A 19,543-nucleotide genomic window follows, 5' to 3' on the forward strand; every position below is an offset into this window, starting at 1 on the left:
TCCTTGGCTGGTCAGAGTGGGCGGCCGCCGCAGTCGACGTACTCGCCTCCACGAACGTGGGGCTGGTAGCAGCCGTCGTGATCGAACGGCTCGTCGGCGCCGTCGAACTCCAGGCCCTCTTCTTCGGCGTCGGTATAGGCGAAGTCAGGCACGAGACACCTCCGGCTGCGGCGCCGCGGCGTTCTTCAGCCGCTCCCGAAGCTCCTTGGCGTACCCCGTCGACACCCCGTGCGGGGAGCAGAAGTCGTCGAGCTCGCCGGCGTACGCGTAGGCGGCGCGCTCGACGGCCTGAAGCCGACGGAGTTCCGCCTGGAGGGCCGCGGCGTCTTCGGTGGTGGGCTCGTTCCACCCGATCGGCCGGTCGCCCTCCGGCAGAGCTCCGACCGCCCGCACCAGCTCGCGTGCGGCGAGGGCCAGTTGCTCGGCGGAGTACTCGCGTTCGGCGTCCCAGTGCGGGTTGTCCTCGCGGCTGTAGTGGTCGGCTTGGATGGTGCGCAGCACGGCGTTGATGAGCTTGGTCTGTTCGGTGGTCGGCGGCCAGTAGGCGTTCATGGTTCTCCTTCGGGCGGTCTTGGGCTGGGTGTTCAGGCTGGGCGGCGGGTGTCGTCGTAGACCGCGTACGCGGCGGCAGCCTGCTCGATGTACTGGCACTGCCAGCCGCACCGGTCGCTGGCGCCGTGGAGCAGCAGGTGGAGCTCGTCGGGGCTGGACCAGGTGACGTCGGCCGGCGTCTTCCGGGTGCGCGAGCAGGGCCGGAACATGTGCTGCGCGAGGAACGTGATCGGATTCGTGCGGTGGTCACGCCGGGTGACATGGGCGTGGAGCCAACGGGCGAACGTCATGTCGAGGCGGATGGCCGGGGGTTGACTGGAGCCGAGGCAGTTCCTGTAGAGGATCGGCCCGTCGGGGTCGTACGGGATGGGGTGCTCTCTGATGCGCCCGTCCTTGCGGATGGGCAGAGTCTGCTCACAGTGTCCGCAGATGCCCTCTGGAGGGGGCGTGAAGGGCCTCACGCGGCGTCACCCTCCCCCAGTGGCAACGCGGGCTGTTCGGCGCTCGTAGGGGCATTCCAGGGCTTCCGCCTAGTCAACTCGCGCCGCCGAGCAACTCGCCATCCAATGCTGCCAGACGCAGCCGGGCTCGCTGCGGCACCGGCTCCCGACCCGGGACAGGCCAGTCATCAGCGCACAGCCCGTACACCGGCGCCGTCCACCGCTCACCCACATAGTGCCGGTACACGCGCGACCAGTCCGCCTCAAAATAGACCGGCATCAGGCCACCCCGATTCGGAATCGGCTCCGGCGCCCGGGAGTTCGACTCGGCCAGCTGCCTGCGCATCCGCTCCATCTCGCCACGGTGCCGGGTGCAGAACCAGTAGACCTTGTGCCAGCCGGTTCCGGGGAGCTTCTCCACGACGCGCAGGCTGGTTGCGTCACTGCCGCACACGTTGAGACGGTTGCGGAAGTCCTCCTCCGGCCGCGCAGCCTTCGGGCCGTCGTCCGGCTCGTCGACCCTGAAGTCCAGGGTGAGCATCGGCGCTGTGGTGGCCGGCCCCGGGGCGAGCTTGTCTCGGTACGGGCGCAGTCGCGGTGCCGAGCACAGGTACGTCATCGGGTCACGGTCGGGGCCTCGCCCGTCGAGCGGTGAAACGTACCGCGGAGAGTCGTTCGTGATCAGCTCGCGGATCCGCCAGTAGCCGTAACGATCCTTGCCGAGCGCTTCGCGAACGGCCACCCACTGGTCCTTGCCTTCGGCGTCAGTGAGGCAGATGACGTAGGCGAGAGCGAGGAGGAGTTCGCGGGTCTGAGGGTCGACGCGCTGGTCGGCGTAGATGCGCTTCGCGTAGCTCGCGAAGTCGCGTTGGCCGGCACCGCCTCCGCCGCCGGTTCGGGTCGGCTTATGCGGGTCGGCGTGGGCGGCATGGGCGAGGTGGAGGGCGGCTCCCATCGGTCAGTCCTCCTTCGGGGTGCGGGCCGCATGCTTCAGGACATCGGCGGCGTCGCACCACTGCTCGTGCCGCTCCCAGTCGCTGGGGCACAGGTCGTCCTCATCGATCTCATCGAGGCGGGCGTTCGAAGCGGCGGTGATCGCCTTGCGGGCTTCGGCGAGGACCTCGGCGCGGTAGGCGTCGAGGAGGGCGGCGGCGTTGGCGCGGTGTTCGAGCTGGGCCTCAAGGACCGCGCGGGCGCTGCTGCTCGGCGTGCCGTAGGTGTCGTCAATGCCGGTCACTGGTCGTTCCTGCTGGTCTCGTACGGGCGGGCGGTGACGGTCACGGTGGCGTGGTAGCCGGCGGCGCCGAGGGCGGTGTCGATGATCTCGGTGATGTGGTCGGCCTCATCCTCGCTGTCGAGGTTGCCGATCCACACGTCAGCAGTGGCGTAGTAGTCCGCCATCAGTCAGGCCTCCAGGAAGTCGGGCTTGGAACTGCGGTCTACGAGGTTCTCCAGCGGCGTCGTGCCGTTCGCTACCTCCAGCAGCCAGTCCCCGTGGCACACCGCACCCACGCGGCACCAGCACATCAGGGTCCGGCCGGCCAGCCGTTCGCGGATGATCCGGAGGAACCCGATGTCGTGGGTACGGGAGTTCCGGAAGCAGGCGACGGCCTCCTCGGCGGTGAGCGGGCCGTGCGGGCGACGGTCGATCCACCCCCCGGGAAGGACAGTCCAGCCGGTGGTGGCGCCGACGCGCCACGAGTTACCCCAGGCGCTGCCGCGGCCGACGTACACGGCGTTCTCGGGGGCGCGCCAGCCCTTGGTGCGGAGGCGTTGGATGCGGGTGGGGGTGGTGAGATCCATGGGTGAAACCTCCTGGTCTGGGATGAATTGTTCCAGTCTTGCGGGCATGCGGATAGCCCGCTGACGTGACGAAACGCGCTCAACTAGCGTTGTTGCGCGCCAGGTTCGAGGAAGGGGCCGCCGACCGGGACGGGAGCGGCAGGCCAGTGCACGCAGCGAGCTCCTCCCCCGACATCACCCGACGTCGCACCAGGACCGGCAGCACGGCCGCCAACCGCCCCCAGACCCGGTCCAGCGCCTCGTCCGCCATGTCATGCAGCACCGCGAAGTCGAGGCCGCCACTGGTGCCGAACGTCGGGCGCGGGGTGGTCCACTCCAGCAGCCGGGCGCGGTCGCCGTAGGCGCTCAGCTCCGTGACGGCGGCCCGGTCCGGGGTCCACAGCCCCGCTTCCCGCAGCCACCGGTCCTCGGCACGCTCCCCGCCGGCTGTGCCGACAGCCAGCAGCCGGGCCTCGTCGGGCACCCCAGTGGGCAGCGCCATAGCGTGCCCGCCGCGCCGACCGTCCTCGACGATGGACACCCGGTCCACCTGAAGGCCGCCGGCTAGAAACAGGACCGCGTGCCCGAGCTCGTGCGCCGCCACCACGGTGAGCCTCTGTTCCTCGGGCAGCGCCATCAGCTCCGCGGCGGTGACGTCACCGGTTCGGAAGTGGTCCGGGACCGGGTTCCGGGTCGGGTAGGGCTCACCGAACAGGTGCACATCGTGGTGCCAGGTCACGTTCACGGTGGGCTCCTCGTCGGGTAGTAGGGTTCGTCAGCGGTTGGCCGGCGGTGTCTGGGCGGTGAGGTTGCGCAGCGACGCGTACCGGCCCTCGAAGGGTCAGGCCGTTCCGGGGTCGGGAGCCATGTCGACGAAACGCGAGTAGTGGAGCTGCGCAGCCACGGTGATCGTCGCCGTCGCCCCATTGCGGTGCTTGCCGACGATCACGTCCGCCTCGCCGGCCCGCGCGGACTCCTTCTCGTAGGCGTCTTCCCGGTGCAGCAGGATCACCAGGTCTGCGTCCTGCTCCAGAGAGCCGGACTCACGCAGGTCCGAAACCATCGGCTTCTTCTCGGTCCGCTGCTCCGGACCTCGGTTCAGCTGGGACAGCGCGATGACCGGCACATCCAGCTCCTTCGCAAGGAGTTTCAGGTTCCGAGAGATGTACGAAACCTCGACCTGCCTGGACTCGAACCGGCGGCTGGTACCAGAACCCAGGAGCTGCAAGTAGTCGATGACGATCAACCGCAGGCCCTGGCGCTCCTTCAACCGCCTCGCTTTCGCCCTGATCTGAGCCAGGTCGAGGTTCGGCGAGTCGTCGATGTACAGCGGCGCGCCGCTCACCGCCGGCATGCAACGGGCGATGCGTGTCCAGTCGTCCTCGTCGAGGTTGCCGGAGCGCATCAGGTGCAGGCCGACGCGGGCTTCGGCAGACAGGATTCGCATGTTCAGCTCATTGCGACCCATCTCCAACGAGAAGATCACGCTCGCCAGGCCGTGCTTGATGGAACACGCCCGCAGGAAGTCGTCCGCGAGCGTCGACTTCCCCATCGCGGGCCGGCCCGCGACGATGATGAACTGGCCGCCCTGCCATCCCTGCGTGAGGGCGTCGAGATCAGCGAACCCGGTCGGCACGCCGGTGAGGCGGCCCTTGTTGGTGGCGATCTCCTCCAGGTAGTCGAGGGTGCCGCTCATCGAGTCGGCGACCAGGTGCAGACCGTCCTCGGCTTGGTCGGCCTCGGCGGCGGTGATCTGCGCCTGGACCTCGGCAATGATCGCCCTCGGTTCCTCGCGGCCCTCCAGGAGGGCCTGTGTCGCACGGCGCGTGGCCCTCGCGAAGTCGCGGGCGACGAACCGCTCCCGGACGATTTCGGCGTAGGTGTCCGCGTTGCCGACCTGCAAGGCGATCGACGCGAGGCCATGGACATAGCCGCGGCCGCCCACCCGCTCCAGCTCACCCCGGCGCTGGAGCTCCTCACAGACGGTGATCGGGTCGGCAAGACTCCCGCCAGCGCTGAGATCCACGATCGCGTTGTGGATCTTCTCGTGGGCCGGCAGGTAGTAGTGCTTGCCCTTGAGGATCTGGCTGACGCCGTCGATCGCATGCCGGTCGAACAGCATCGTCGCCAAAACCCCGCGCTCGGCAGCCAGGTTGTTCGGCTCCTGCAGCTCAATGCCCGTGTGAGGGCTGTCGATGTCGTCGAGCGGGTCCTGATCGATCATGCCGCCACTCCCGCCTCGGCACGACGCCGGCGGGCAACCTCAGCCGGGTGGCAGTCGCCGCACGCGACGAGCTCGTTATCCCGCGCCGGATCCTTGCGCATCCGGTAGTTCGGGTCCTGGCAGGCGCCACACCAGTCGGTCCGGCTGTCAACGGCCTTACGAGCAGTGGGGACGGTGGAGCGGTCGCAGTGCTGAGCCAGGTCGGTCCAGCCGCGGTCAGCAAGCTCACGGGCCCGATCCGCCAGCCACCACACGGGGAAGCCGGCGTTGGCAAGCTCAGCGGCCTGAATGGCGAGCTTGCGCCGTGTCGCCGGGCTGACCGGACGGGCGAGAGCGGCAGCATACGCCGCGACGACCACATCGGCATCCTGCGAGATCGTCTCTCTCTCGCTCCGGGGCGCAGCGGCCGCCTCAGCGGCAGCCTGCTCCGGGCCCGCAGAGGGAGGGAGAGTCTTCTTCGACTTGATGTGCTTGGAATTGTTCTTCTTATGCGGCAGATCAGCCAACGTAGGCGAAACCACCACTGGTTCAGCCAACGTAGGCCCACCCAACGTAGGCTCAGCCACCGGTGGCTGAGCCACCGCAGGTTCCGACCTGCGCGGGTCCAGCTCCGCAGGGCCCTCAAAGGCCTCCGGCTGATCGGTGATGTAGTACACGGCGCCGCCAAGCGTGCCGTTCGCGTTCCGCTGCCGGGTCCGCTGGAGGTAGCCACACTTCTCCAGGTTCCGCAGCGACGTCTTCACCGCGGTGAGGCCGTCAGTGGGCGACATCGCGGCGATCGACTCGGCGCTGACACCGAAGCCGTCGCGGTGGGTGGAGATGAGCCCGAAGACACCCTTGTCCCGAAAGGAGAGGCGCTGGTCGCGGAAGAGTGCATTGCGGATCTGGGTGAACGCGTCGGCGGCCATGGGGCCGCGGCGGATCCGTCCGTAGTTCACGGTCTGCTCCGGAATGAGGGTGCCGCTGAAGTGGCGCGGCGGATGAAGGGGAGCGATGAAGGGGCCGCCCAACGCGGGGCGGCCCTGGCGTGTCAGCGGCCGGGGAGCCGGTCGACCATCCGCTGCGCCGACTCGGCCGGCAGCTCACCGGACACCGAGTGGTAGCCCGTCTGCGGCTCAAACCGGGTCTCGACGTTCACGAAACCCAACCGGCGCGCATCCTCAGCCGTCGCAACAATCCGCGACGCAGCACCAAGCTGATCCTTGTGCAGAGACTGAAGCTCCATCACGCCCCCACCCTGTCCCCAGCCAGCGCCCGCAAGTAGCGGAACGCGAACAGCCGGGCACCGTGCCGGTCACCACGACGCAACGCCCGCATCGACAGACGCAGCAGCCGCATCGGGTCCGACAGCAACGTCGGCCGGCTCTCCGTACGGCCGACCGCGGCGTTCTCCGTCGGCCGCGCAACAGTGGAGGCGCTCACCGGGCCACCTCCGGCGTCACATCGAAGAGCTCACCGAACAGACCCGTCAGAACCGCCCGCGCCTCCGACCGCGAGATCTGCGCCGGAGCGAACGCCGCGACCACACCCTCACGGACACGGTGGAAGCGCACCGGGTGCGGGGCGTCGTCGGGAAGGATGCCGGCCAGAGCAGCCGGAGCGGGCTTGGGTTTGACGAGAGACGTAGAGTGGTTCACTGATCTGCCTTTCACGAGGGACGGATCATTGATCAGCGAGTTGCACCTCGCTGGTCGTACAGCGGTCGGTCGGTTGCACCCGCCCGGCCGCTTCTGTCATTCGGCCGTGATGATGTGCTCAATCGAGGCGTGGTTTCCGTTCATCACGATCACCTGCACTCCGATACAGCGGTCCGAGGCGTCATAGTCGGCGCTCACCACCATCAGGACTGGGCTGTTGACGTCCAGCTCCAGGGCCCGGAACACCGCGACCGTTGGCGTCGTGGCGCGCATCGTACGTACTGTGCGCGCCGGTGTTCGAGGCTGCTCCTCGTCGTAGCCGTAGGCCGTCACGAACTCGATCGGACGACCCCCGTCCCGACGAACCCACCGCTCAGTCCGGACTGGCACGCAGCGCGTCTCGCAGCCGATAGAGCGCGGTACGCACGGGCAAAGTGGGCGGGTCGTCGCCGACTTGGCTGTCGTCTACCATGCGCCAAACCATACAGGGTTTCTTGATATGTAGCAATGCTATCCGGAGTGACGAGAGCGTCGGCCGGACGTCCAGCGAGCACGTACGTGGTGTCCACGGGGGTTTGGGTGGACGGTCACTACTACGGTGACGTCCAGAGCCCGAGGACTACGATCGGGTAGCCCCCACTTCGAAGGAACGTTCCCGTGCGCCCTGCCCGTTTCCAGCAGCTCCTGGTCTCTGCCGCCGAATCTCTGCCCGGCGCCACGGCGAAGACCTTTGACGATGGCGGCGGCGGCAAGCAGCCGTACGGCGTGGTCGTCGAGGCCGGCGGGAGGACGAGCCGCTGGCAGATCGTGGTGGTGAGCGCGCCTGGGGAGACGTGGGGTGACCGCCCGGACCCGGAGCCAGTTCTGGGTGAGAAGCCTGTCGGGCCGGCCATGCCCGCGGAGCTGAGCGACGTGGCGGCGGTCGAGCATGGTCTCGTCGCCGCTCTGCTGGCCGCGGACCCGGGCGAGATCGCCGCCGTCGACGTCTACTCGGCGCGGCCGAACCCGCCTGCGGTCGGCCATGGTGCCACGATCGACCTGCACGACGGCTCGCGGATGTTCATCAACCACATCCGCTGACCACAACGCTGCGCCCCCGCCCTGAACGATCTGGGCGGGGGCGCAGCGTTCGGCTGAGCTGAGCAGGCGACGCGAACTGTCCTTACCGGGGCGCCGAGCGCGGAGCAAGAACTTCCTCGCCAGCATGGTTCAGCGGAGCGAGCAGCGGCACATCTTCCATGCCCAGCTTCACTGCGGTGCTTTGCACGGCTTCCCCCAGGTATGGGCGGAGGATGGGCGAGGCGACTTGCTTGGCGAAGGCAGCAACGATCTCTGCCGGGACGGTGAGCGCCTCCGAAGTCTGGAAGAACACGGCCACGTCCGCGACGAGGACGCCTTCGTTTGCGTGCACCTCTGCCCGCGCTCGTGCGGCGATGACGTTGCCATCGAAGAGCTGCATCAGGCGGACCTGCGCCCGCCCTTCGTCGGGGAGGTCGCGGTCGGCGTAATTGGAGCGGTCGAAGCCGTCGAACCTTCGTCCGCTGACCTCGTAGTGCTGGATGTGGTGTAGGTGCGCCACGGTGAGCAGCTCATCGACGGAGGTGATCTCCCGAGGGCTGTTGGCTGTCATGCTGTCTTCCGCCGGCCAGGCGAGCTGGGGACGCGTTCTTCCGTCTCGGCGACCTGCGTCCAGCTGCTTGATGGTTGCACGAGCTCCTGGTCGGTGTGTGCCTTGATGTGAATCTTGAGGCCGACAGCCCGCGCGTATCTCATGATCGTGGACAGGCGAGGATCGCCTCCGACGCGCTCGAACTCCGATACAGCCGACTGCGTGGTCTCCATGTCGGCGGCAACATTCTTCTGCGTGAGCTTCGAGGACTTCCGGTGCGCCACGAGGGTCTGGATGAGCTGCATCAGGGCTTCCGCGTCCTCTTTAGCCCGCTTCGCGTCCGGGTCGTCCGGGTCGATGCCGAGTAGTCCTGCGAGGTGCTCGTCCATGGTGCTCTCTCCCCTTGAAGATGCTCCGAGTATCGCCTAAGCCAGATATTCCATCAACGGCGGCCCCCTACTCCGGTCACGGCCGCTGGCGTGCACTCCACTCGGTCAGCCGCTTGCGGGCGGACTCGATATCGCCGGGTTTGGTCGCGATGCCCTGTGTGGACTTCTTGTTGATGAACTTGAGCGCGAGCAGCACTGGTCCCTGGTCGTCGACCTCCGAGTAGAAGAGGCGAAAGATCCGCCTTTCGCCCTCGAAGCGCAGCTCCAGCAGGCCGTCACCCAGGTGTTTGACGTCGGGAGGACGGAGCGTCCCGCTTGCGGCCCGTTCCATGATCGCCTGGAGCTTTGCGATCTCGAAGCGCTTCAGGTCGCACTTCGCGATCTCCCGACGTACTACGTCGGCCCCCACGGACGACCGGTAGAACTCCCAGCGTCTGGGCACAGGCGACCCCCATCATTCGGCAGACCCACCCCCTTCGGGGAAGGGTAGCGGATATCGGCTGAACCGATACCGAATTTGGAGCCGAGGGATCCACGACGCACCTGCTGTACGGCGGACATGCCTGCGCCCCGCCGGAAGGGTTCGGCGGGGCGCGGCGAGCACGGCTCAGCCCAGGTAGTCGATCTGGTAGATGTGCAACACCTTCGCCGAGTGCTCCACGTACAACACCGCGAAGACATCGGTGAGGACGAGCATCCGGGTCACCCCGTCGTCGATGCCCCACGGCTCCGTCTCACCCATCGGGTCGTCGCAGGCGCGGGCAAGAGCAGCGGCGAGCCTCTCGGACACAGGCTGCGGGAGCGAATCCCAGACCGCCTCGACGATCCGACTGCACTGCAGGGAGTAGGTCATTCGCTGTCCAGGTGATCAGCGGCGCCCTGAGGGTCGCGCGGGTGGCATCTAGTGGCAGATGGGCTACCGAGCGTGAGCGTAGCGTGCGCGATTGACCACCGTCACCCGAACAGCCGGATCACGCCGCCCCGCGCGCCCTGTGCTTCGCCGCGGCATCCTGAACGGCCTTCGTGACGTCGACCCACTCACCCGGAACGGGCTCACCTGCAGCCTCGGCGGCCTTCGCCTCCTCCATGCGCTGCTGGGTTACATCAAGGCGCTCAGCCACCCCCTGCCACCGCGCGAAGACGTCTAGCACCAGATGGGCAGGGGCCTTATTGATCTCGCTGAGGAAGCGCTGGGCAAGGGTTGGGTTGCCGAGAGCAGCGGCGATCCGCTCGATGCTCCACGGCTCATGGGCGGTCATCTGATCTCTCCCAGTGGCGGCGGGTCCCTGGTAGGCGGGCACGACCCGCCAGCACCGTCGTTGCAAAACGGCGCTCAGCCACCGTAGCGCTAGATCACGGGGCTGCGCCCGCGAGTCGCCCACACGACCTACGAATTTCGTATGTGCTCCAAGGCCTGCACGCCACTCAAACGTCTGATCGCCACGTGATCAGGCCTCGCCGGAGGACGGGCTGCCACCCTCAGAACTCGTACTGGAGCTCGCTCTGATAGCCGGCTTTCGCCATGACGGTCACCTCGATCACCTTGCCATGCTGGTCAAAGACTGTGCGGAGCGTACGCAGCACTGGCTCTCGGGTGGGCATTCGAAGCGCAAGGAACTGCTCCATGGTTGGCATTCGAGCTGAGACCTTGTCGACACACCGCTCAGGACTGTGCCCCATGTCGGCAAGCAGTCGCGGCGTACCGCCCTTGATCTTCCTCTTCTGCTCCAGCGCCGTCCCTTCCGCTAGATCAAGCGGGTAGTAGGACTTCACAAGCTCCGTTGGCTCGTCGTCCAGCGACAGGATCTGGACTCGCTCGACCGCCCGGCCCTCCTGCGGAAGGCCCATGGCCTCGCGCACGTCAGCCGAGGGCTCCACAACCTCAACCGAGAGCAGCTCGCTGGATGCGCGCATGCCCTTCTGCTCCGCCACGCCGATCCAGCTGTAAGCCTCGCCCGGAGCCGCCGGCGCCTTCGTTTCGGCGGGGATCAGCGTTCGCTGCCGATGAGGTCGGACGATGATGCCGCTGCCACGGTGGCTGACTGCGAGGCCCTCCTTCGCGAGCAGGTCGTTCGCGTTTTTGATGGTCTGGGGCGCGGCGCCGAACTTCTCTTGCATGACTCGGGTGGACGGCAGCTTGCTCCCTGGCGGGAAGTCTCCGTTCAGAATGCCGTCGCGCAGGTAGCTGGCCATGAGCTCGTGCTGAGCCCAAGGGTCGTAGGTGAGCTTCTGCTTTGGGGCGGTGGGGTCTTGCTCTGCCATGGTCAGCCGATCTGGACGGTGTAGTGGAGGGTTCGCTCGCGGGCGAGCATGGTCATCTGTGTGACCTCGAACGGGGCACCGGCCTGGTTGACGACAACCCGGAAGATGTCAAAGACCCAGTCGTCGGCTGACGCATCCAGAAGCTCCAGCTCCTCGCTGGATACGGGCCTCGCTCTGACTTCTTCAGGCGCAGAGGCTGCCGTGAATCCGAGGTCGGCCAACAGCGCCACAGCCCCACCCCTGATTCGGCGGGGCTCGGCCAGGGCGGTTGCGCCCGCGATCTCGATGGGAAAGTACGAGGCCACCACCTCAACGGCTCTGCCGTTCAGCAGGACAAGTCGCTTGCGAGAAACGACCAACTGGCCGGCTGCGAGCGCCAGGGCGCTAGCGACTCGTGCTGGCGCTGGAACGACACCGGCGGAGATCAATCGCTGAGTGCCGACTCCACCGGCTGCTTTGGCCTGAGTGGTCCAGAGGTCAGCCGAGCCCGCCTCCGGCGGCTTCAAGTAAGCCTCCGAGGCGTCGAGCTTGTCGCTTGCCACGGCCACCACACCTCCCCTCGCCTGCACTTTCGAACACCTTGCTGCATATCAAGTTAAGCCACCAGGTTGCCCAGGCGGAAGTCGGAAACCAGGTGAGAACCTTGCAGCCTTTCAAGAACAGCTGTACAGTCGAACCATCAGCCAACGAGAACCCCTCGGAAGGAGGGCTTCAGCATGCTGCCCGAGAGTCCGCCGGTCCTGACCGTGAAGGAGGTCGCGAGGGCGCTCCGGGTCAGCGTCCCCACGGTCTACCGCTGGGTGCAGGACGGAGAGCTCGAATCGATCCGCCACGGCAAGCAGTGGTCGCGAGGCAAGACCGGCCGCGGCGGAGCCATCCGGATCCCGGCGGCCGTCGTGGCCGCCAAGCTCCAGGCAATCCACGACATGGTCAACGCCGCCTGATGGCCGGCCTCAACCCCCGCCTGTGGGACGGTCTCGACCCGGTTGAGCCGGGTCCGCAGCCCTCCCGCCCTACCCCTGCTTTCGGCGCGCCGGATATCGGTCAGCGCCACGTCATCTGCAAGGAGGACCTCATGCCCGTGAACGACGACCCGAAGGGCGACCGCCAGGTGAACGGTGGCTACGGTCACCGGCCGATCACGACCCCGGCTCCGCAGCCGCCGGCCGAGTGAGGCGCCCGATGGACATCCACGACATCGAGGTCGGCCAGCAGCTGACCGACTGGTCTGACATCACCTGCTGCAGTGCCCGGATGCGGCAGGACGACAACCTGCTCGACTGCCTGTCCTGCAAGTCCACCGTCGACATCGGTGGGAGTGGCTACGTCGAGGACGTCGTGATCCGTAGCCGTCACCTTCGGACTCGGCTGGACGTCGTCTGATGGCCGGCTTCACGGATCCCTTCGACGCCGAGGTCGTTCCGCTCGACATCGATGACCCGGACGGCGAGGGGCTGGTCGAACTGCTCGCGCTGATGACCGCGGCGGATGGCACCTCCTACCTCGACATTCTCTTGGACAACCACCAGCAGTAAGGAGGAAGTGTTGTGACCGTCGACGAGCAGATCATTGCCCTGGAAGCCCAGTTGGAGAACACGGCGGGCGAGTTCATCGCGGCCGCGCACGACGCGGACCTGCGCAGGCGGCTCCATGCCAGGCTCGTCAGGCAGCGTGACGAGTTGAACCGGCTCAGGGAGTGGCACGACAGTCCGGCGCCGTTCTGATGGCCAGCTTCGAAGAGCCCGGTTTCGACGCCGAGACGGTCGTCCTCGCGAGCGCTGGCAGTCCCGTGAACGTCGAGGTGCAGGTCGCGCAGGACCGTCTCGACGCCGCTTACGCCGCCTACGCGGACGGCTACGACAAGCCGCCGCACGTTCGCCGGCTGCTGGACGCCGAGGTTCGTTCGGCGATCGCCCATCTGGGCCGTGTGAAGCAGGCCTACCCGCAGACCTGAAAGGAGAGTGCGAGATGACTCAGCAGGAGCGTTTCGACGACATCGAGACGATGGCCCGGACTCTCGGCTGGATCCGCCCTGGTTCTTCCCCTGCCGAGTGCGCGGAGGCGGTCAACCGTCTTCTCGACGAGGGCGACGACAAGATCAACGCCATGGCCGACACCCTGCTCTACCGGTACGGCCTTGGCGACCACTACCCGGCTGCAGCCTGAGGAGGAACCCGATGAGTACCCCCCGTCACCACGTGGCGCCCCGCCAGTGGCCGGCTGACATCGGCGACCGCGACACCGTCGTCAATGTCTTCCGTGCCTACAGCGGCAGCCACATCGCCGCCTCTCGGCAGCGTGTCCTGGCCAGCCAGGTCGAGTCCATCGTGTGGGCCGACTGCAACTGCGGCTTCAGCACCACCCCGACGCGCGTCGGCCCGAGCGACAGCATCTCCGCCGCGTTCACGGAGGCCGATGCGGCCGCCGACCGGCACATCGACCAGGCCCGGTAGTTCTCCAACTCCTCTGGAAGGAAGAGCAATGACCGCGATCGACAAGATCCTGGGCGAGCCCGCCCATCTCATCCACCGCCACCCCGAGTTCGGCGGCCCCGTCCTCAAGCCCGTCCACACCTACGGCCCGGTCAGCGACGAGGAGATCCAGGCGTTCGCCCGCCAGGAACTGCACCTGCCCGGCCAGGTCGACGTCTACCGTGTGCAGGCCGCCTGATGGCCGGCCGTTGCGCGCACGCCGCCGCCCGGGTCGTCGACAACACGGCCGGTGCGCTGTACCGGGCCGGTGTGCGGGTCGCGGGTGAGCGTGGTGGCGACATTGCGGACGGGGTGTCGGGTGCCGTCCTCGGCCCGGTGCGGGGTCTGTTGCCGGACGGCTGCCACTGCTCCGACCCGCAGTGCCCCGAGCGGGAGGCCTAATGGGCTGGTCCTGGGATCACAATCAGTCCGGCGGGACTCGCTCGTACGGGTCGCACGCTGAGCTCGGTGAGCACCTGTCCCGGATCGCTCCTCGTAGTGACTGGGCGGCCGTCAGTTCCTTGTTCAACCGGGGCAGCGGCGACCGGTTCGATGTGCCGCCGGGCCAGGCTCGCCGCATGGCGGTGGCGTTCAAGTCGCTGGCTCCGCTGGTGGATGCCGTGTGGCGGCCGGCCGTGTACGAGCTCGGCGCGGCGGCGGCTGAGGCCGGCCGTACGGACTCGGTGTGGCACTGGGCGTAGTCCCGGCCCAGTGAGCGCAGCATCTGCTTCACCCACCAGCGCTGGCGGATGCACACCAACCCCAGCGTCTTCGACTAGGACCGAGGAGGCCCCTGTGGCCCGCACCAACGACCCTGCGTACGACCGCTTCTACGAGCAGCGTTTCCTCGACATCAAGGGCGCCAGGGACCGGGGCGACATGGACAGTGCCGCAACGCTCACTGTCGCCACCGTCACGGAGTCCGAATTCACTGGCCCCGGCGCCATGGACAAGGCCCTGCGCGCGTTGAACGCCGCCGCGCGCAGGCTCGGTCTCAGCTCCAGCAGCTGAGTTCGCCCCGGGGCGGCCGTCTGAGCCGCCAAGCACGCCGACCGCCCCGGGTCCCTATCAACCCAAGTGAGCAGACAGGAGAACCCATTATGGGCTTCCTCAACGTGATCGGCAGCGCCGCTGCCGGAATCAGCCGCATCGACGACCGGATCACCGGCGAGCGTGCGATGCGGGCCGTGCGCCGCGAGCACGACGAGTGGGCGCGCACCGTGCAGCCCGGCGTCCCCTACTACAGCGTGCTGCCGACGCAGGGCATGGACCTGGTCCTGGCCGGCCACATCCAGCGCCCCATCCACCACGTCGTGGTGTTCGGCAGCCGCTCCCGGTTCGGGCCGCTGACCGGGCAGTGGATCGCCCGCGACAGCAACGCGACCAGCTGGGGACTGTGGCGCGAGTGCGGGCCGCTGTCCACCGAGACGCAGTGGACGCAGCGCGACCAGAACGCCGCCGACGCCCAGCTCGAAGCCCGGATCGAGCCGTGGATGCAGCAGGAGGCCCTGCGGCGCTTCTACAGCTCCTCCGACTACCAGAGGCTCACCAGCCGGATCGAGCGCGAGTACCCGGCCACCGTCGCCGCCCTCGCGGCCTGACCCCGCCGGACCTCCTCATGAACCAGACCATCAGTCGGCTCACCGACGGCACGGCCCTGTCGGCTGACGCCTACGACACCCTCACCTGCTGTGGCCAGCCGGTCCGCGTCGCCCACCGCACCGAGATCCTGCCGGTCGCCGGAGCGATCTGCGAACTCTGCTGGTGCACCGTCACCTCCATCGCCGGCTACGGGCCGGTCACTGTCCGCCGCTGCAACCGTCACGGGAGCTGACATGCACAAATACCAGGTCGCCTTCCGTCTAGCCGACTCCCCCGAGAACAGCCGCCGCTACGTCATCCCCGTCCGCGCCCTCACCGAGGAGCGCGCCAGGGAGAAAGCCTGGGTCGTCGCCGTCGAACTCGCCGCACGACACCAGGTCACCCTCGACCCGGGCTCCGCCGAGATCACATCCCGCTGACCTCACCACCGCAATTGGAGAGAACCATGCGGCAGATCCCTGCCGAACAGCTCGCTGCTGGCGACACCGTCCTGTGGAACGGGCGCCAGATCGTCGTGTCCTCGGTCCACATCGGGGCCGCGTACGTGGAGTTCCGAGACCCCGAGACCCGCTGGTACAGCGTCGGCATCGACGCCACCGTGCTCGCCACTCGCCCCGAACCCACCAGCTGCTAGACCCCGAAGGGAGGCCGTACATGGCCGCCACCGCAGCACTCGACTTCGACCCGGACCTGTACGGCCCCCTCCTGGTCCGCGAGATCGAGGCCTACCTCGCCACCGTCGCCCCAACGCCCGCGTGGCGGACCCGTCTCCGTAACGCCGTCGCCGACGCCCACCTGCCGACCCTGGCAGCGCCAAGCGCCACCGTCGGTAGCAGCGAGCCGTGGTGGCACACCGCCCCTGCCGCGCCCGCCCGGACACTCGCCGACCGGATCCTGCGCCGCCAGCCAGTCACCCAGGTCACCGCCCGCCAGCACCTGCAGCTCATGGACCGCTACATCGCCGAGCACGGCTGGACGCAGCACCAGTTGTGGGACGAAGACGGCCGGGTGTGCGTCCTCGGCGCCCACACCCGGGTCCTCGCGGCTGGCTACGGCGATGCCGCGACCGTCTGGCAGGCCCGCCTGCTGATCGGCAACGCCCTCGGCTACGCCGGCCACCGCCTGCACGTCGACACCTGGAACGACCAGCCCGGCACCACCCAAGACGACATCCACCAGCTGCTGCAGACCGCAGCCCGAACCTGAAAGGTCATGCCATCACGGAGCCGACACCCCCGTCCCGCTCGGCCGCTATCGGATGACCCTCACCACCGACAGGGGGTGGAACGAGAGCACGACCGCCATCACCGCCCCGCACACCCTGGGCTCGCTGGCTGCCGGCCTCGCGAACGTGATGAACCTGCCCGGGAACGTGGTCGACCTCACCATCACTGCGGAGTAAGACCGGCCCTGCGCCGCCCAAACCCATTCTTAAAGGACCAGACCATGGACATCACACCCCGAGACCGCCGCCAGATGATCGCCAACCTGCAGACCGAGTTCGGCCTCAGCATCGACACTGCCGCCCGGCTCGTCGCGATCGGGGCCGAGGCCGAAGCCTCCGGGCAGAGTCCCCGGGCCGCCCTCAACAAGATCGTGGGTGCCGCTCTCGCCCGCGGCGAGGAATGGGCTCGCGAAGCGGAGGCGGCTGGTGCCGCCTGGCTCCGCGACAACACCTGATATCCCTGCTGCTGCGCGCCGCCGCAGCACGTGCCTGACGGAGGCCACCCATGGAGCACGGAATCGACGCCGACGCCGACGAGGACTTCACCACCTGCCCCGACTGCGGCAGCGCCGACATCCAGGCCGAGAAGGAACTCATGCGGCCGTGGTTCACCGAGTACCACTGCCGGAACTGCGGCACCCTGCGCCGCGGACTCTCCTGAGACCTCCTCTGACCACCAATCCCGGCACTACCCACACCCTGCTGCGGACCGCCGCAGCCCGCCCCTGAGAGGACCGAACGCCCGATGAGCAACAACCGGCACCTCGCCCAAGCCGCTCTGGACGCCATGGCTGCGGCCCTCCAGGCCAAGGTCGACCACGGAGACAACTCCCCCGAAGCCGAGACGGCCTGTGCCGCCGCGCGAAATGCACTCGCCACCGCCGCTGCCGCCGGCCTCACGAGCGAAGAGATCTGGAACGCCGGAAGGTGACCACTGTCAGCCCGGGCAAGAAGCTGGCTCTGCGCTGCCCCTGCGGATCTGTCGGCTTCTACAACGTGACCACCGTTTACCACCCGGCGAGCAAGCGCCGCCACCAGCGCAAAGACCTAGTCGACGCCCATATGAGCGGCGATTGCGCCCGATGCGGGGACTACGTCTCCACCACCATCCACGGCACCCACATGCATGCCCACGATCCCTGCGACCTGCACTGAGGACAACGCCCATGGCCGAGTACCTGCGCTTCCTCTTCACCCCCCACCCCGACCCCGACCAGCAGACGGAACACATCGAGCGTCTCGCTGCCGCCCTGCTCATCACCGCCACCCTGGCCGCCATGTTCGCCGCGGCCACGGCCTACGTCCTCCAGTAGCCAGGAGACAGCCGTGACGACCGCCATTCCCGCCCGCTACCTCAACCGCAGCGGCGCCCTCGTCGAAGTCCGACCCCACCGAACCGCTGACCGCTTCATCTGGACCTGCTGCGGCTGCGGCACCCAGGGCGGAGCCGACCGCTGGGGGAACCCGTACTTCCCGCACGAGCTCGACAAGGCCAACCAGGCGGCCGCCGGACACGCCATGGCCTGCAGTGCGCTGCCGCCCGCCTGACACCGACCGGAGCCTGCCATGGCCGACTACGTGATCTTCCTCCTCAAGCCCCAGCGTGACCCCAACACCGAGGCCCTGCGCCTTGCCCACATCGCTGGCTTGTCCTTCCTCGCCGCCATCGTCACGTCCGCCTACTACCGGCGGACCAACTAACCGGAGGACCACATGGCCCCCACCACCTCGTTCAGGAAGGGCGACCGCGTCCGGGTTGTCCGCAACAACTACCCCAACGACGACGGCACTCCCAGCCCGCTCCTCGGGCGCACCGGAACCGTCACCAACAGCCGCGACGGCTGGGTCTCCGTCACCGGACTCCAGGGCCCCGGCGAGCCCCACGACCCGACGCCGTACGGCTTCGAACTCGACGAGGTCGAACTCGTCTGAGAGGAGGCTCCTGTGGCCCGCACCGCCGCCCCACCCGAGCAACAGGCGCTCACCACCATCAGCGTGGCCCTCGCGCTGCTGACCGCCACCCTGACCCCCGGGGCGGCGGTCACCACCCTCCTCGTCGCAGTCCTCGCCCAGTACGCCGTACTGAGCGTCGCCGCCCTGGCCCTCCGGCTCCGGCTCCCCGACCTTCTCGCCGGCCACCACCGGCAACTCCGCGCCACCGCCGCAGCACTGCTCCTCACCGCGGCCCTCGCCCTGCGAGTCACCGCCACCGCCGCCCTCTGGGCCCTCACCCAAACCGCCCACGCCATCGCCCCGCCCCAGCCACCCGCCAACCGCTAGAAAGGCTTCGGACCCATGCACGAGAACGCCAACGGGACCGACAAACTCATCCGCGGCGCCCTCTTCCTCGTCATGGGCGCAGCACTCACCGTCGGCACCTGGTCGATCTACACCCTCCTCACCACCAAGTTCGGGGCCCCCCAGGAAGTCGCCGTCTTCGGCGCCGGCATGTTCGACATCGCCGCCCTCTTCTTTGCCCTGCTGTCCCAGCGGTACGCCGCGAGTCCCGACAGTGGCCTCGCGCCCCGGCTCGCCATGCTCGCCATGGTCGGCACCAGCTCCTGGGTCAACTGGACGCACGCCCACATGGAGAACTGGGGACTCGTCGGCGGTGTCATCCTCGCCGCCGCGCCCGTGATCGCCGAACTGTCCTTCGAGATGTGGCACCGCTACGAGCATCGCGAGGCCCTCCGGCGACAGGGCCGCGTCCCCACTGCCCTCCCGGTGATCCCGGGCCTTGCCTGGATCCTCTTCCCCGGTCGGTCACACAAGGTGATGCGCCGCACCGTCGGGGCGCGCCTCAGCATCATCGACAAGCAGGCTGATACGGCCGCATCGTCCGACGATGCGCATCACGTCGAGCGCATCACTCAGCCGCATCAGAGCATCACCGCATCACGCGGCAACGAGGCACAGCAGATCGTCATCACGCTGCAGCAGCCGCAGGCCATCGCCGCTTCACCTCGGCCCGTACAGGCCGATGCAGCGCATGATGCGCCCAATGAAGTTGCACGTCAGCGCCGTGATGCGTCTCCTCGCATCATCACCGTGCCGCAGGCCGCCACAGCGCCCGCATCGTCCGACGCAGCGCTTGAGACGCCGCACGACGTCGACTTCGCTGCACTGTCGACAGCCGCTGCGGTCCGGGCGATGCGTGATGCGCTTCCCGATGCAACGGCGCAGCAGATCGCTGATGCGCTCGCGCCGCACGGCGTCACCACGAACGCGGCGTATGTACGCACCGTGCTGTCTCGCGCATCATCCGCGTCACCCCAGCAGGGCACCGGGGGGTACCTCTGACACGCCCGACACTCCCGACCTGACGGTCTGACGGCGGCACCCAGCTCGCC

Annotated in this window: 48 protein-coding genes; 28 read left to right on the forward strand and 20 right to left on the reverse strand. The window is 68.1% G+C overall.

Annotated elements, in window-relative coordinates; all coding sequences use genetic code 11:
• Positions 1–11: 11 nt before the first annotated feature.
• From ACZ3YL_RS00435 to ACZ3YL_RS00495, 13 genes are all read right to left on the reverse strand, one after another.
• Positions 12–152, reverse strand: coding sequence for a hypothetical protein (locus ACZ3YL_RS00435; RefSeq protein ID WP_465654343.1), 141 nt, complete (start codon positions 150–152; stop codon positions 12–14).
• Complete coding sequence (locus ACZ3YL_RS00440) at positions 145–552, reverse strand: hypothetical protein (RefSeq protein WP_465654344.1); 408 nt, start codon at positions 550–552, stop codon at positions 145–147. Before ACZ3YL_RS00440 ends, ACZ3YL_RS00435 begins: the two co-directional genes overlap by 8 nt.
• Before the next feature lie 32 nt (positions 553–584).
• Complete coding sequence (locus ACZ3YL_RS00445) at positions 585–842, reverse strand: hypothetical protein (protein ID WP_465654346.1); 258 nt, start codon at positions 840–842, stop codon at positions 585–587.
• 244 nt (positions 843–1,086) lie between these two features.
• Entirely contained in the window at positions 1,087–1,947 is an 861-nt protein-coding gene (locus ACZ3YL_RS00450) for a hypothetical protein (protein WP_465654348.1), read from the reverse strand.
• A 3-nt stretch (positions 1,948–1,950) separates the two neighbouring features.
• A complete protein-coding gene (locus tag ACZ3YL_RS00455) occupies positions 1,951–2,229 on the reverse strand; it encodes a hypothetical protein (protein WP_465654350.1) in 279 nt (92 codons plus the stop codon).
• Positions 2,226–2,393 (reverse strand): hypothetical protein, encoded by a 168-nt coding sequence (locus ACZ3YL_RS00460; RefSeq protein WP_465654352.1) that lies wholly within the window; start codon positions 2,391–2,393, stop codon positions 2,226–2,228. Before ACZ3YL_RS00460 ends, ACZ3YL_RS00455 begins: the two co-directional genes overlap by 4 nt.
• 3 nt (positions 2,394–2,396) lie before the next feature.
• Positions 2,397–2,795: a DUF4326 domain-containing protein gene (locus ACZ3YL_RS00465; RefSeq protein WP_465654354.1), complete on the reverse strand. Its 399-nt coding sequence runs from the start codon at positions 2,793–2,795 to the stop codon at positions 2,397–2,399.
• A 79-nt stretch (positions 2,796–2,874) separates the two neighbouring features.
• Complete coding sequence (locus tag ACZ3YL_RS00470; RefSeq protein WP_465654356.1) at positions 2,875–3,519, reverse strand: M41 family metallopeptidase; 645 nt, start codon at positions 3,517–3,519, stop codon at positions 2,875–2,877.
• Positions 3,520–3,615: 96 nt separating this feature from the next.
• Entirely contained in the window at positions 3,616–4,998 is a 1,383-nt protein-coding gene (gene dnaB, locus ACZ3YL_RS00475) for a replicative DNA helicase (RefSeq protein ID WP_465654358.1), read from the reverse strand.
• Entirely contained in the window at positions 4,995–5,936 is a 942-nt protein-coding gene (locus tag ACZ3YL_RS00480) for a hypothetical protein (protein ID WP_465654360.1), read from the reverse strand. Before ACZ3YL_RS00480 ends, dnaB begins: the two co-directional genes overlap by 4 nt.
• Before the next feature lie 92 nt (positions 5,937–6,028).
• A complete protein-coding gene (locus tag ACZ3YL_RS00485) occupies positions 6,029–6,226 on the reverse strand; it encodes a hypothetical protein (protein WP_465654362.1) in 198 nt (65 codons plus the stop codon).
• Entirely contained in the window at positions 6,223–6,420 is a 198-nt protein-coding gene (locus ACZ3YL_RS00490; RefSeq protein WP_465654364.1) for a hypothetical protein, read from the reverse strand. Before ACZ3YL_RS00490 ends, ACZ3YL_RS00485 begins: the two co-directional genes overlap by 4 nt.
• Before the next feature lie 311 nt (positions 6,421–6,731).
• Positions 6,732–6,968: a UTRA domain-containing protein gene (locus ACZ3YL_RS00495; RefSeq protein ID WP_465654365.1), complete on the reverse strand. Its 237-nt coding sequence runs from the start codon at positions 6,966–6,968 to the stop codon at positions 6,732–6,734.
• A 324-nt stretch (positions 6,969–7,292) separates the two neighbouring features.
• On the opposite strand from ACZ3YL_RS00495, the gene ACZ3YL_RS00500 reads away from it, so the two are divergent.
• Complete coding sequence (locus tag ACZ3YL_RS00500; RefSeq protein WP_465654367.1) at positions 7,293–7,715, forward strand: hypothetical protein; 423 nt, start codon at positions 7,293–7,295, stop codon at positions 7,713–7,715.
• A gap of 82 nt (positions 7,716–7,797) precedes the next feature.
• On the opposite strand, the gene ACZ3YL_RS00505 is transcribed toward ACZ3YL_RS00500, so the two are convergent.
• The 7 genes from ACZ3YL_RS00505 to ACZ3YL_RS00535 form a co-directional block, all read right to left on the reverse strand.
• Positions 7,798–8,265 carry a hypothetical protein gene (locus tag ACZ3YL_RS00505; protein WP_465654369.1) on the reverse strand — a complete coding sequence of 156 codons (468 nt, stop codon included), beginning with the start codon at positions 8,263–8,265 and terminating at the stop codon, positions 7,798–7,800.
• Positions 8,262–8,633 (reverse strand): helix-turn-helix domain-containing protein, encoded by a 372-nt coding sequence (locus ACZ3YL_RS00510; protein ID WP_465654371.1) that lies wholly within the window; start codon positions 8,631–8,633, stop codon positions 8,262–8,264. Before ACZ3YL_RS00510 ends, ACZ3YL_RS00505 begins: the two co-directional genes overlap by 4 nt.
• A gap of 76 nt (positions 8,634–8,709) precedes the next feature.
• On the reverse strand, positions 8,710–9,042 hold the full coding sequence (locus tag ACZ3YL_RS00515; RefSeq protein ID WP_465654373.1) for a type II toxin-antitoxin system RelE/ParE family toxin: 333 nt from the start codon (positions 9,040–9,042) through the stop codon (positions 8,710–8,712).
• Between the two features lie 198 nt (positions 9,043–9,240).
• Entirely contained in the window at positions 9,241–9,486 is a 246-nt protein-coding gene (locus ACZ3YL_RS00520) for a hypothetical protein (protein ID WP_465654374.1), read from the reverse strand.
• Between the two features lie 118 nt (positions 9,487–9,604).
• Positions 9,605–9,892, reverse strand: coding sequence for a hypothetical protein (locus tag ACZ3YL_RS00525; RefSeq protein WP_465654376.1), 288 nt, complete (start codon positions 9,890–9,892; stop codon positions 9,605–9,607).
• Between the two features lie 220 nt (positions 9,893–10,112).
• On the reverse strand, positions 10,113–10,826 hold the full coding sequence (locus ACZ3YL_RS00530; RefSeq protein ID WP_465654378.1) for a GntR family transcriptional regulator: 714 nt from the start codon (positions 10,824–10,826) through the stop codon (positions 10,113–10,115).
• A gap of 71 nt (positions 10,827–10,897) precedes the next feature.
• Positions 10,898–11,437: a UTRA domain-containing protein gene (locus ACZ3YL_RS00535; protein ID WP_465654380.1), complete on the reverse strand. Its 540-nt coding sequence runs from the start codon at positions 11,435–11,437 to the stop codon at positions 10,898–10,900.
• A 174-nt stretch (positions 11,438–11,611) separates the two neighbouring features.
• Between ACZ3YL_RS00535 and ACZ3YL_RS00540 the strand changes: the two genes are divergently transcribed.
• The 27 genes from ACZ3YL_RS00540 to ACZ3YL_RS00670 all read left to right on the forward strand — a co-directional run bounded on the left by ACZ3YL_RS00540 (position 11,612) and on the right by ACZ3YL_RS00670 (position 19,493).
• Entirely contained in the window at positions 11,612–11,839 is a 228-nt protein-coding gene (locus ACZ3YL_RS00540; RefSeq protein ID WP_465654381.1) for a helix-turn-helix domain-containing protein, read from the forward strand.
• A gap of 238 nt (positions 11,840–12,077) precedes the next feature.
• Positions 12,078–12,278: a hypothetical protein gene (locus ACZ3YL_RS00545; RefSeq protein ID WP_465654382.1), complete on the forward strand. Its 201-nt coding sequence runs from the start codon at positions 12,078–12,080 to the stop codon at positions 12,276–12,278.
• Positions 12,278–12,430: a hypothetical protein gene (locus ACZ3YL_RS00550; RefSeq protein WP_465654384.1), complete on the forward strand. Its 153-nt coding sequence runs from the start codon at positions 12,278–12,280 to the stop codon at positions 12,428–12,430. The genes ACZ3YL_RS00545 and ACZ3YL_RS00550 overlap by 1 nt, the downstream gene beginning before the upstream one ends.
• Positions 12,431–12,442: 12 nt before the next feature.
• Positions 12,443–12,619, forward strand: coding sequence for a hypothetical protein (locus tag ACZ3YL_RS00555; protein ID WP_465654386.1), 177 nt, complete (start codon positions 12,443–12,445; stop codon positions 12,617–12,619).
• Complete coding sequence (locus ACZ3YL_RS00560) at positions 12,619–12,849, forward strand: hypothetical protein (RefSeq protein WP_465654387.1); 231 nt, start codon at positions 12,619–12,621, stop codon at positions 12,847–12,849. The genes ACZ3YL_RS00555 and ACZ3YL_RS00560 overlap by 1 nt, the downstream gene beginning before the upstream one ends.
• Before the next feature lie 14 nt (positions 12,850–12,863).
• Entirely contained in the window at positions 12,864–13,061 is a 198-nt protein-coding gene (locus ACZ3YL_RS00565) for a hypothetical protein (protein ID WP_465654389.1), read from the forward strand.
• 11 nt (positions 13,062–13,072) lie between these two features.
• Entirely contained in the window at positions 13,073–13,348 is a 276-nt protein-coding gene (locus ACZ3YL_RS00570) for a hypothetical protein (RefSeq protein WP_465654391.1), read from the forward strand.
• Between the two features lie 28 nt (positions 13,349–13,376).
• Positions 13,377–13,565, forward strand: coding sequence for a hypothetical protein (locus tag ACZ3YL_RS00575; protein ID WP_465654393.1), 189 nt, complete (start codon positions 13,377–13,379; stop codon positions 13,563–13,565).
• Positions 13,565–13,768: a hypothetical protein gene (locus ACZ3YL_RS00580; RefSeq protein WP_465654395.1), complete on the forward strand. Its 204-nt coding sequence runs from the start codon at positions 13,565–13,567 to the stop codon at positions 13,766–13,768. Before ACZ3YL_RS00575 ends, ACZ3YL_RS00580 begins: the two co-directional genes overlap by 1 nt.
• Positions 13,768–14,067 carry a DUF7739 domain-containing protein gene (locus ACZ3YL_RS00585; RefSeq protein WP_465654397.1) on the forward strand — a complete coding sequence of 100 codons (300 nt, stop codon included), beginning with the start codon at positions 13,768–13,770 and terminating at the stop codon, positions 14,065–14,067. The genes ACZ3YL_RS00580 and ACZ3YL_RS00585 overlap by 1 nt, the downstream gene beginning before the upstream one ends.
• Before the next feature lie 94 nt (positions 14,068–14,161).
• A complete protein-coding gene (locus tag ACZ3YL_RS00590) occupies positions 14,162–14,377 on the forward strand; it encodes a hypothetical protein (RefSeq protein ID WP_465654398.1) in 216 nt (71 codons plus the stop codon).
• An 89-nt stretch (positions 14,378–14,466) separates the two neighbouring features.
• A complete protein-coding gene (locus tag ACZ3YL_RS00595; RefSeq protein WP_465654400.1) occupies positions 14,467–14,967 on the forward strand; it encodes a hypothetical protein in 501 nt (166 codons plus the stop codon).
• Between the two features lie 17 nt (positions 14,968–14,984).
• The gene (locus tag ACZ3YL_RS00600) at positions 14,985–15,200 is read left to right on the forward strand and encodes a hypothetical protein (protein ID WP_465654401.1); all 216 of its coding nucleotides are present in this window, start codon (positions 14,985–14,987) and stop codon (positions 15,198–15,200) included.
• A 1-nt stretch (position 15,201) separates the two neighbouring features.
• Positions 15,202–15,387: a hypothetical protein gene (locus ACZ3YL_RS00605; protein WP_465654402.1), complete on the forward strand. Its 186-nt coding sequence runs from the start codon at positions 15,202–15,204 to the stop codon at positions 15,385–15,387.
• A gap of 26 nt (positions 15,388–15,413) precedes the next feature.
• On the forward strand, positions 15,414–15,602 hold the full coding sequence (locus tag ACZ3YL_RS00610) for a hypothetical protein (protein ID WP_465654404.1): 189 nt from the start codon (positions 15,414–15,416) through the stop codon (positions 15,600–15,602).
• A 20-nt stretch (positions 15,603–15,622) separates the two neighbouring features.
• Positions 15,623–16,174, forward strand: a complete 552-nt coding sequence (locus ACZ3YL_RS00615; protein ID WP_465654406.1) for a DUF6197 family protein — start codon at positions 15,623–15,625, stop codon at positions 16,172–16,174.
• Between the two features lie 52 nt (positions 16,175–16,226).
• A complete protein-coding gene (locus ACZ3YL_RS00620; protein ID WP_465654408.1) occupies positions 16,227–16,370 on the forward strand; it encodes a hypothetical protein in 144 nt (47 codons plus the stop codon).
• Positions 16,371–16,414: 44 nt separating this feature from the next.
• Positions 16,415–16,648 carry a hypothetical protein gene (locus ACZ3YL_RS00625; RefSeq protein WP_465654410.1) on the forward strand — a complete coding sequence of 78 codons (234 nt, stop codon included), beginning with the start codon at positions 16,415–16,417 and terminating at the stop codon, positions 16,646–16,648.
• A 50-nt stretch (positions 16,649–16,698) separates the two neighbouring features.
• Positions 16,699–16,854: a hypothetical protein gene (locus ACZ3YL_RS00630; RefSeq protein ID WP_465654412.1), complete on the forward strand. Its 156-nt coding sequence runs from the start codon at positions 16,699–16,701 to the stop codon at positions 16,852–16,854.
• 84 nt (positions 16,855–16,938) lie between these two features.
• On the forward strand, positions 16,939–17,124 hold the full coding sequence (locus ACZ3YL_RS00635) for a hypothetical protein (protein WP_465654414.1): 186 nt from the start codon (positions 16,939–16,941) through the stop codon (positions 17,122–17,124).
• Positions 17,121–17,348: a hypothetical protein gene (locus ACZ3YL_RS00640; protein WP_465654415.1), complete on the forward strand. Its 228-nt coding sequence runs from the start codon at positions 17,121–17,123 to the stop codon at positions 17,346–17,348. The genes ACZ3YL_RS00635 and ACZ3YL_RS00640 overlap by 4 nt, the downstream gene beginning before the upstream one ends.
• 11 nt (positions 17,349–17,359) lie before the next feature.
• Positions 17,360–17,506, forward strand: a complete 147-nt coding sequence (locus tag ACZ3YL_RS00645) for a hypothetical protein (protein ID WP_465654417.1) — start codon at positions 17,360–17,362, stop codon at positions 17,504–17,506.
• 13 nt (positions 17,507–17,519) lie between these two features.
• Positions 17,520–17,741, forward strand: a complete 222-nt coding sequence (locus ACZ3YL_RS00650; protein WP_465654419.1) for a hypothetical protein — start codon at positions 17,520–17,522, stop codon at positions 17,739–17,741.
• Positions 17,742–17,759: 18 nt separating this feature from the next.
• Complete coding sequence (locus ACZ3YL_RS00655; RefSeq protein WP_465654421.1) at positions 17,760–17,894, forward strand: hypothetical protein; 135 nt, start codon at positions 17,760–17,762, stop codon at positions 17,892–17,894.
• Positions 17,895–17,906: 12 nt separating this feature from the next.
• On the forward strand, positions 17,907–18,125 hold the full coding sequence (locus ACZ3YL_RS00660; RefSeq protein WP_465654422.1) for a hypothetical protein: 219 nt from the start codon (positions 17,907–17,909) through the stop codon (positions 18,123–18,125).
• 12 nt (positions 18,126–18,137) lie between these two features.
• The gene (locus ACZ3YL_RS00665) at positions 18,138–18,473 is read left to right on the forward strand and encodes a hypothetical protein (protein ID WP_465654424.1); all 336 of its coding nucleotides are present in this window, start codon (positions 18,138–18,140) and stop codon (positions 18,471–18,473) included.
• A gap of 15 nt (positions 18,474–18,488) precedes the next feature.
• Positions 18,489–19,493 (forward strand): DUF2637 domain-containing protein, encoded by a 1,005-nt coding sequence (locus tag ACZ3YL_RS00670; RefSeq protein WP_465654426.1) that lies wholly within the window; start codon positions 18,489–18,491, stop codon positions 19,491–19,493.
• Positions 19,494–19,543: the final 50 nt, after the last annotated feature.

This window comes from Kitasatospora sp. NPDC023176, from assembly GCF_055560495.1.

Bases quoted from the DNA above. Each gene is read 5' to 3' on its own strand.
- ACZ3YL_RS00440 (WP_465654344.1), bottom strand. From the start codon at position 552: ATGAACGCCTACTGGCCGCCGACCACCGAACAGACCAAGCTCATCAAC.
- ACZ3YL_RS00445 (WP_465654346.1), bottom strand. From the start codon at position 842: ATGACGTTCGCCCGTTGGCTCCACGCCCATGTCACCCGGCGTGACCAC.
- ACZ3YL_RS00450 (WP_465654348.1), bottom strand. From the start codon at position 1,947: ATGGGAGCCGCCCTCCACCTCGCCCATGCCGCCCACGCCGACCCGCAT.
- ACZ3YL_RS00460 (WP_465654352.1), bottom strand. From the start codon at position 2,393: ATGGCGGACTACTACGCCACTGCTGACGTGTGGATCGGCAACCTCGAC.
- ACZ3YL_RS00465 (WP_465654354.1), bottom strand. From the start codon at position 2,795: ATGGATCTCACCACCCCCACCCGCATCCAACGCCTCCGCACCAAGGGC.
- dnaB (WP_465654358.1), bottom strand. From the start codon at position 4,998: ATGATCGATCAGGACCCGCTCGACGACATCGACAGCCCTCACACGGGC.
- ACZ3YL_RS00505 (WP_465654369.1), bottom strand. From the start codon at position 8,265: ATGACAGCCAACAGCCCTCGGGAGATCACCTCCGTCGATGAGCTGCTC.
- ACZ3YL_RS00510 (WP_465654371.1), bottom strand. From the start codon at position 8,633: ATGGACGAGCACCTCGCAGGACTACTCGGCATCGACCCGGACGACCCG.
- ACZ3YL_RS00520 (WP_465654374.1), bottom strand. From the start codon at position 9,486: ATGACCTACTCCCTGCAGTGCAGTCGGATCGTCGAGGCGGTCTGGGAT.
- ACZ3YL_RS00525 (WP_465654376.1), bottom strand. From the start codon at position 9,892: ATGACCGCCCATGAGCCGTGGAGCATCGAGCGGATCGCCGCTGCTCTC.
- ACZ3YL_RS00530 (WP_465654378.1), bottom strand. From the start codon at position 10,826: ATGGCCAGCTACCTGCGCGACGGCATTCTGAACGGAGACTTCCCGCCA.
- ACZ3YL_RS00540 (WP_465654381.1), top strand. From the start codon at position 11,612: ATGCTGCCCGAGAGTCCGCCGGTCCTGACCGTGAAGGAGGTCGCGAGG.
- ACZ3YL_RS00545 (WP_465654382.1), top strand. From the start codon at position 12,078: ATGGACATCCACGACATCGAGGTCGGCCAGCAGCTGACCGACTGGTCT.
- ACZ3YL_RS00550 (WP_465654384.1), top strand. From the start codon at position 12,278: ATGGCCGGCTTCACGGATCCCTTCGACGCCGAGGTCGTTCCGCTCGAC.
- ACZ3YL_RS00560 (WP_465654387.1), top strand. From the start codon at position 12,619: ATGGCCAGCTTCGAAGAGCCCGGTTTCGACGCCGAGACGGTCGTCCTC.
- ACZ3YL_RS00565 (WP_465654389.1), top strand. From the start codon at position 12,864: ATGACTCAGCAGGAGCGTTTCGACGACATCGAGACGATGGCCCGGACT.
- ACZ3YL_RS00570 (WP_465654391.1), top strand. From the start codon at position 13,073: ATGAGTACCCCCCGTCACCACGTGGCGCCCCGCCAGTGGCCGGCTGAC.
- ACZ3YL_RS00575 (WP_465654393.1), top strand. From the start codon at position 13,377: ATGACCGCGATCGACAAGATCCTGGGCGAGCCCGCCCATCTCATCCAC.
- ACZ3YL_RS00580 (WP_465654395.1), top strand. From the start codon at position 13,565: ATGGCCGGCCGTTGCGCGCACGCCGCCGCCCGGGTCGTCGACAACACG.
- ACZ3YL_RS00585 (WP_465654397.1), top strand. From the start codon at position 13,768: ATGGGCTGGTCCTGGGATCACAATCAGTCCGGCGGGACTCGCTCGTAC.
- ACZ3YL_RS00595 (WP_465654400.1), top strand. From the start codon at position 14,467: ATGGGCTTCCTCAACGTGATCGGCAGCGCCGCTGCCGGAATCAGCCGC.
- ACZ3YL_RS00600 (WP_465654401.1), top strand. From the start codon at position 14,985: ATGAACCAGACCATCAGTCGGCTCACCGACGGCACGGCCCTGTCGGCT.
- ACZ3YL_RS00605 (WP_465654402.1), top strand. From the start codon at position 15,202: ATGCACAAATACCAGGTCGCCTTCCGTCTAGCCGACTCCCCCGAGAAC.
- ACZ3YL_RS00610 (WP_465654404.1), top strand. From the start codon at position 15,414: ATGCGGCAGATCCCTGCCGAACAGCTCGCTGCTGGCGACACCGTCCTG.
- ACZ3YL_RS00615 (WP_465654406.1), top strand. From the start codon at position 15,623: ATGGCCGCCACCGCAGCACTCGACTTCGACCCGGACCTGTACGGCCCC.
- ACZ3YL_RS00620 (WP_465654408.1), top strand. From the start codon at position 16,227: ATGACCCTCACCACCGACAGGGGGTGGAACGAGAGCACGACCGCCATC.
- ACZ3YL_RS00625 (WP_465654410.1), top strand. From the start codon at position 16,415: ATGGACATCACACCCCGAGACCGCCGCCAGATGATCGCCAACCTGCAG.
- ACZ3YL_RS00630 (WP_465654412.1), top strand. From the start codon at position 16,699: ATGGAGCACGGAATCGACGCCGACGCCGACGAGGACTTCACCACCTGC.
- ACZ3YL_RS00635 (WP_465654414.1), top strand. From the start codon at position 16,939: ATGAGCAACAACCGGCACCTCGCCCAAGCCGCTCTGGACGCCATGGCT.
- ACZ3YL_RS00645 (WP_465654417.1), top strand. From the start codon at position 17,360: ATGGCCGAGTACCTGCGCTTCCTCTTCACCCCCCACCCCGACCCCGAC.
- ACZ3YL_RS00655 (WP_465654421.1), top strand. From the start codon at position 17,760: ATGGCCGACTACGTGATCTTCCTCCTCAAGCCCCAGCGTGACCCCAAC.
- ACZ3YL_RS00660 (WP_465654422.1), top strand. From the start codon at position 17,907: ATGGCCCCCACCACCTCGTTCAGGAAGGGCGACCGCGTCCGGGTTGTC.
- ACZ3YL_RS00670 (WP_465654426.1), top strand. From the start codon at position 18,489: ATGCACGAGAACGCCAACGGGACCGACAAACTCATCCGCGGCGCCCTC.